General features: G+C 66.5%; 5 protein-coding genes. 2 read left to right on the top strand and 3 right to left on the bottom strand.

Translation table 11 applies throughout. The features are described from left to right. A partial coding sequence (gene recC / locus VFH65_RS02745; RefSeq protein WP_353319601.1) for an exodeoxyribonuclease V subunit gamma occupies positions 1-2168 on the bottom strand: 2168 nt, incomplete at its 3' end. Between the two features lie 54 nt (positions 2169-2222). After that, positions 2223-5138, bottom strand: a complete 2916-nt coding sequence (locus tag VFH65_RS02740; protein WP_353319600.1) for a hypothetical protein — start codon at positions 5136-5138, stop codon at positions 2223-2225. A 124-nt stretch (positions 5139-5262) separates the two neighbouring features. Here VFH65_RS02740 and VFH65_RS02735 point away from each other — a divergent pair, with 124 nt between their 5' ends. Next, a complete protein-coding gene (locus tag VFH65_RS02735) occupies positions 5263-5871 on the top strand; it encodes an HD domain-containing protein (protein ID WP_353319599.1) in 609 nt (202 codons plus the stop codon). Between the two features lie 15 nt (positions 5872-5886). On the opposite strand, the gene VFH65_RS02730 is transcribed toward VFH65_RS02735, so the two are convergent. Further along, a complete protein-coding gene (locus tag VFH65_RS02730; protein ID WP_353319598.1) occupies positions 5887-6525 on the bottom strand; it encodes a hypothetical protein in 639 nt (212 codons plus the stop codon). A gap of 141 nt (positions 6526-6666) precedes the next feature. Here VFH65_RS02730 and VFH65_RS02725 point away from each other — a divergent pair. Further along, on the top strand, positions 6667-7420 hold a 754-nt coding region (locus VFH65_RS02725), incomplete at its 3' end, for a haloalkane dehalogenase (RefSeq protein WP_353319597.1).

The raw sequence follows: 7420 nt of genomic DNA, 5'->3' as shown, positions 1-7420 counted from the left end.
GTCACGTCCAGCGCGTCGAGCAGCTCAACGAGCGGAACGGCTGGCGGGCGCGGCTGGCCGGAGTACTCGTTGGCGCCGGTGTAGGTGATCACCAGCTTCTCGGTGGCCGCGCCGATCGCGTCGAGCAGCAATTGCCGGTCCTCCGAACGGATGTCGCGCTCGCCGGTCATCGGACAGCGGGCCAGCGCGTCGTCGCCGTCGACAACCCCGAGCCGCGGGAAGACACCGTCGTCGAGCCCCACCAGGCACACCACCCGGTGCGGTACCGAGCGCATCGGCACCATGGTGCAGACCGTCAAGGTGCCGGTGCGGAAGTTCGCGCGCGTCGGCCGGCCGGCGAGGTGACGTTGCAGAAGCGCGCGGATGTCGGGCAGCCGCATCACTGTGTCCGCCTGCGCCCCTGCGTCCGTGAGGAGCTCGGCGAACTCGCGCTGCACCTGACTGGTCTGCCACGCGTCGGCCTCGCTGACGCGGGCCAGCAGTTCGATGCCGTCGGTCAGTGCGGTGAGCCAGTCGCGCAGCGGGCGTGCACCGCTCAACGCGTCGACGACGCGCTGGAGCCGGTCGACGTACTCGGCGAGCCGGCCGGCCAGCTCGACGCGATTGCTGCTGACGTCGTCGAGGGGCAGCGTGGTGCCGAGCCACGCGTGTGAGTCGTCGGACATCGCGACACCGGCCAGCACCCTGTCGATGCCGAAACGCCAAGTGTTGTGAAGGAAGTCGACGCCGAACGGTTTGCGGTGCTGCTGATCGAAGCCCCAGCGGATGTTGGCCTCGCGCACCCACGCGGCGATCGCGTCGAGGTCGTCGTCGGTGAACGCGAACCGCGCCCGCACCGGCGCGGCCTCGGCGAGGTTGAGCACCTCGCTGGCGGTGGCCCGGCCACCGGCAAGCGCGAGCAGTTGCGACGCGACTCCGAGCAGCGGGTTGGTCTGGATCAGCGAGCGGTCGGCGAGCCGGACCCGCAGCCGGTGCGCAGGGTGGGCGCCGTGCACGACGTCGCCGAGGCCAAAGCCTGCGACGATCAGCGGTGCGTAGGTCTCGATGTCCGGGCACATGACGAGGATGTCGCGCGGCTCCAGCGTCGGGTCGTCGGCGAGCAGGCCGAGCAAGACCTCGCGCAGCACGTCGATCTGCCGGGCCGGGCCGTGGCAGCTGTGTACCTGCACCGAACGGTCGTCGGCGTCGAGGATGCGGCCTTGCGGGCGGACCGCGTTGGCGGTGATGTCGGATTGCAGCCAGCCGAGCAGAGTGTCGGGGCGGTCGTCGGCGCCGAGGTACTCGTCGGTGTGCGGGTCGGCGGGCAGGCTGCGCTGCAGTTCGCGCAGGTCGCGGCCGAGGGTGGCCAGCAGGGGATGGCCGACGTCGCGGTGGCTGGTGTCGTCGCTGCGGGGGATCGGCCCGCGCATCGGCGTCAGCGACGTCCACAGGTCGTCGCTGGGATGCGGCAGCCACAGGTGCAGATCGTGGTGGGCGGCCAGCGCGTCGAGCAGCTCGATCTCGGTGACGGGCAGGCGGGTGTGCCCGAACAGCGACAGCCGCTGCGGCAAGTCGGTGGGTGACTCCTGCAGCCGTGCAACGGCTTTCGCGTGCCTGACGTGAGGCGGGTCGGCGTCGATGCGGTCGACGAGGACGCGCCAGAGCTCCGGCTGCCAGTGCAGGTCGGTGTCGAGGTCGCCGGTGTTGCCGTCGAGCCAGTCGACGAGCAGCTGCGGACGCTGCCGCGCATAGGAGGCGAAGAGTCCGGCGAGGCGGCGTGCCACCGCGTAACGGCGCCCTTGCCGCAACTCCTTCTCCTCGCCGGATTCGAAATGGCCGAGATGGGTGGCCAGCGTCGTGCACCACTTCTCGCCGAGGCAGCCGTCGATCACCTCGAGCAGCGGCCACACCATGGTGTCCGGCGACCACGGGTCGTCGTCGGCAGTGCCGGTGATCTCGGCGATCAGGGAGCGCGGGTTGCGGAAGGCGATACCGGCGCAGACGCCGTCCTGACCCTCGCCGCGGCCGAGGATGTGCGAGAGCCGCTGACTGAGCCAGCGCTCGATGCCCTTCGCGGGGACGATGACCAGCTCCTCGGCGAACGGGTCGGGCAGGGGAGTGGCCAGCAATTGTCCGAGGCCGTCGGCGAGCAGGTCGGTGCGCTCGGCACGGTGCAGGTGCAGTGCCATTAGTGGCCACCATAAGGCCCGGCACCGTCATCGGACGGAAAGTTGAGACGAGCGTCAGGCGCCTTGGCCGTCACCGCCTGCTAGCGCCATGTCGGACGCGGAGTCTTCGGGCGGAACCGGATGATCACCGTGCGGCCGAACCGTGCGCGCTAACACCGCGATGCGCCGTCCGATCTCGGTGTAGCAGGCGAACTGGGCCTCGTTGAACCATTGATCCGACGTCTTGTCCTGCGGGAAGTCCTCGCCTCCTTTACCCGCCCCGTAGGTCAGTACCCAGTCGGGCAGATCCCGCCACAGCACTGCCTTCGCCACGATCAACAATCCAGTGCTGTTTTCACCCAGCCCCGCGGCCGACGGGTACTTGATTGTTCCCCGCAGTACTGCACCCGCGGTGAGGCGGTTGTTGAGTGCGTGGAAGGCATGCCCGCTGCCGAAAGGCCGTGCCGACCCTGGCGCCAGCTGTTGGACTCCGAAGTCGCCCCTCGGGTCAAGCTCGATCTCGACGCCGAGTTCGTATCGCGCCAGCCGGATCGCATCGGACAAGCCCGACAACAGAGGAGGGGTATCGCCTCCGCCGTCGATGACGTAGATCAGCTGGCAGCGGCGGCGCAAGGCTTCCACCAATCCGAGATTCTCGTAATGGCCACCATCGGTCACCTGGACAAGGCGTTGGTCGCGTCGATTGATCCCGAAGAGCTCGCGGTAGAAGTACCCTGCTCCCCGCACTAACGGTAATGCCTTGGGGTAGAAGCCATTTGCAGCGTTGTCTTTGGCGTTCTTGACGAATACGGGGTTCGGGAGCCATGTTCCGAGGCGCGCGCCCGACACCGCAAGCAGCGACTGAAATCCCTTGTTCATCCTGCCCATTGCTGAGGCGAAAGCCGCTCCGCTGATCGCCATGGCAGCCTGCACCGTCAAGTCACGTTTGATGCGCGACGCCGACTCGTCAATCAGCTTTGCGGTGTTGAGCCACCCGAGCGCGGGGCCTCCGATGTAGTCGGCACTGAGTACGTAGGAAACCGCATTGAGGCCGGGTGCGGGTTTCGCGTCGCCCGTGAGAGCGGCCGCCGCCGCGAAGACGAACTTCGGCCCGCCCTTCCACGTACGGCCATACGTGGACAGCCATGTTCCCTCCTTCGAGGCATATCCCTCGGCATGACCGTTGATCCGACGCACAGCGAGGGCCCGCGCAAGACGACCTCGGTAAAACGGATGCAGGCTCAGCGACGTGACGTCGACGGAGCTCAAGATAACGACTGCCAGGAGGATGCCAGCAAGAATCCATTGCCAGTGCGGAACCGGAGTCAGAGTCGTCTCGTTGGTGCGCGCCACCGAATCGAAGACCTGTGCGCCCGTGATGCCGAGTACCAGCAGCCAGGCAGCGGCCAACACCGTCAACGTGAGCACCACGATGCCGAGCTGAACCACCCCGGGCGGTAGCAGCTTTCGCCACTTCGGTGGCTTTCCGTCCGTCGAGTCTTCTTTCTTCTTGCTCAGCATCGAGACGAGCGTCGCCCCGTACTGCAGCACCAACACCGCGGCCAGACCTCCGAATGCGGCTATGCCCGCCCCCTTGGTTTCCGCGGCGGGACTATACGGCGCGCACAGCCACATCAACCCTGGCAGCGCCCAGGTCACCACGAAAACCAGTACCGCTACGAGGATGGCCGCGCCGGCGGCGTTGCTCAGGCGCTCCTTCCACTTGGTGCTCCAGTCCTTGGTCGACGCCAACTCGCACACGAGCGCCGCCAAACCGAGAAGCACCGCAACGCCGACGGGTATCGCGACGGCGACCGCGGCTTCGACGAAGTGGTTGTCCAACGACAGCAGGTGTCCCGGTTCCGTCGATGGACCGTCCCTCGACGGCACAAGAGCCGAGATCGGCAGTTTGGCAACGAACCAGCCGACCACCCATCCGACGATCACCGCGATCAGGAACACCATGAGCAACGACGCGACGAGGTTCTTCAGCACCTCGGCGAGTGCCCTGACCAGACCAAGGGGTGTGTCGGCGATGTAGCTCGATCGCCTGCGCATGCAGGCGAACTCGGGGGACCCGGGGTTGAACCGCGTGGCGAGGCCCGTTTCCGCTCCGCCGCCGTTCGACTGAACGGCGAGCAGTCTCGCGGCGGCGGCGTACCCCCCGCCGGAGACCGAGATGATGTAGTCGAACCCGTCGAGCAGCGGCGCTTCGTCCCATCGTTCGGGCTCTTCACCCTCGGGGTGTCGAGACAGTGTCTGCATTGCACCCATTGCCACACAGCCGGAGCGAATACCGCCACCCGACAAACACAGGGCGGTCGGTTTTCTCAGCGGAGCTTTGGGTATCAGCTTGTCCGCATCCGGGACGTAATAGGCTCGGCGCCAACTGCTTTCGATGTCGTTCTGGTCAGGATTCAGGGGTTCGGGATCGGGAACGTCGAGTACACGATCCCACCAGTCGGTATTTCCTCGGCGACGGTGCTTGCGAGACCGTCTTGCGAGTGCCGCCCGCACCAGCGCGAATACCAATGCAGGAAAAGCAAATATCGCAACAACGAACGCACACCACTTCACCGTGGCGACGGCATCGGGCGCGAGCGTCCAGAACCTGCCCGGTAGCCACTTCAGGAGGGGCGGCGGATTCGGTGACCAGAGAATCAGGAAGTTCTCGACGAGGTCCATCACGAACGCGACGACAACGGCTCCGAGGATCGCCAGGCTCAGCTTTCGGCCCAGGTTCGAGAATGCGAACCAAACGAAGACGGTGGCGCACGCGGCCAGGACGAGGAAGTAGCCGATCGTGACGGACCAATCCACCCCGCTATGGCGCACCAGTGCGTCGAAACCGGCGTTGTCGAGGCGCTGTCCCAACAGCCATCCGCCGACCACAAGCGCTATCGGCGGGAGGACGATGGTCGTCAACCAGAACACGATCGGCCGCGCCTTATCCGTCCGCGGCTCAGCAGCTACAGGCTCGGTCCCAGTCATTGCGCCCCCCAACATGAAAAGGTCCGTGGCTAGTGTGGCAAATTCCCGGCGACGTTTGCTGCGTTTGATCCGACTATTCGCCGCCGAGTTCGGGCATCCCCACGTCAGGGAAAGCGAGGACCACATGACCGAAACGGCGTCACCCCGCCTGAGCACCAAGTTTCAGGAAGCGCTCGGCTACGCCGCCGAGTTGCACAACACCCAGACGCGCAAGGCCAGCGACGTTCCTTATGTCGGTCACCTGTTGTCGGTCGCCGGCCTGGTCATCGAGGCGGACGGCGACGAGACGGCAGCGATCGCCGCGCTGCTGCACGACGCCGCAGAAGACCAAGGCGGCGACGCGACGCTGGTCGAGATCGAGGAACGATTCGGTAAGGAGGTCGCCACGATCGTCGAGGAATGCAGCGACACCGTCGTCACCCCGAAGCCGCCGTGGCGACAACGAAAAGAGGACTACATCGCGCACCTCGACAAGACCTCGGACCGCGCCATTCTGGTGTCGCTCGCCGACAAACTCGACAACGCCCGCGCCATCCTCCGCGACCTGCGCCGCTTCGGGCCGCCGGTGTGGCAGCGGTTCAACACCGACGATCCGCACGAGCATCTGTGGTACTACCGCTCGCTGCTCGACGTGTACCGAGGCCGCACCGACAGCTGGCTGGTCGACGAACTCGAGCGGGTTGTTCGCGTACTGGCCGAGGAGATCGGACCGCCGCCCTCGGCCACCGTCTAGCGTCGCATTGTGCGCTCAGTTACCCGCGAACCACGCAGTCCGCACCGTCTGCCCCCGCGGTGGCTCAAACGATGTTCCGCGCGGGCCCAGTTGACCGACCCGCACCCGCCACAGTGGCTGCGACCGGTCGATCGCCGACACCGGATCGGCGCCCGGATCTATCAGGACACCCCTGGAGATGACCCTGGGATCGCATACATAGGCCGGAGTCAGGCCGTCCCGCCTGCCGCCCCAATCGACACCGCTGGCCAGCACGCAGCTTGTGCCGTCGTCGAGAACCAACGCCAGCGGCATCGGCGTCGGTAGCGGGCTCACCGCCGGAAGCGCACCAGGCGCGGCGAAGCGCCGAAGTTCCTTGCTCCACGGATCCACCAGACACAACACGGAAGCTGATGCAGGCCAACACACTTGGGCTAGCGCCTGATTCGGCTGGCATGCATAGATATCGGCACCTACCGCGGCCGGGGACGGGCCCGGGCATGCGGAAAGGTTCGGCGACGGCTGCCGATTGATGACCTGATAGCCGTTGACCGGCTCACCGTTTGAGACGGCAACAACCGTGATTGATTGCGTCGCTGGCTCGGCGCCGACAGTTCCGGCGGCTTGCAGCGCGACGATGACTACCAGCGTGAGCACGGCTGCTACTCGCATCACGACGGCCTCCTTGTGGCCGACTTCCAGCTTGGCCGACTCGCCCCGCCTATGTGGGCGAATCGGCTGATCAGCCGACCCGCGTTCTTTAGGCTCGGCGCTGACGACGGGCGACACCGCGACGCTCGAATCGAGGAGCTGACCATGGACGTACTGCGCACTCCGGACTCGCGCTTCCAGAACCTAGCGGGCTATCCCTTCGCGCCCCACTATGTCGACGTCGTCGCCGGCGACACCGACAAACTGCGCATGCACTACGTCGACGAGGGAACCTCCGATGGTCCGCCGATCGTGCTGCTGCACGGTGAGCCGACGTGGAGTTACTTGTACCGCACCATGATCCCGCCGCTCGTCGATGGCGGTCACCGCGTCCTCGCGCCCGATCTCGTCGGTTTTGGGCGCTCCGACAAGCCCAGCCGCATCGAGGACTACACCTACCTTCGGCACGTGGAGTGGGTCATGTCTTGGTTCGACGCCTTGGGCCTGCGCGACGTCACGCTCTTCGTTCAGGACTGGGGCTCGTTGATCGGACTACGCCTAGCCGCCGAACAGCCCCACCTCGTCGGCCGCATCGTCGTCGCCAATGGGGCACTTCCGGCCGACCAGCAGTCGGCACCCTTCGCGTTTCGCGCCTGGCGTGCCTTCGCCCGCTACACCCCGGTGTTCTCGGCCGGACGCATCGTCTCCGTCGGCACCGTCACCAAGGTGCCCGCCGAGGTGCGCGCTGGTTACGATGCGCCATTCCCCGACAAGACTTTTCAGGCCGGCGCCCGCGCCTTCCCTCAACTGGTGCCGACATCGCCCGACGACCCAGCGCTTCCGGCCAACCGCGCCGCCTGGGAGGCGTTGGGCCGATGGGAGAAGCCATTTCTCTGCGTCTTCGGGGCGCGCGATCCGA

Source organism: Mycobacterium sp. (genome assembly GCF_035697385.1).
Lineage (GTDB): Bacteria > Actinomycetota > Actinomycetes > Mycobacteriales > Mycobacteriaceae > Mycobacterium.
Note: the sequence above shows the minus strand (reverse complement) of the source record. Positions and strands in the feature narration are given on the sequence as shown.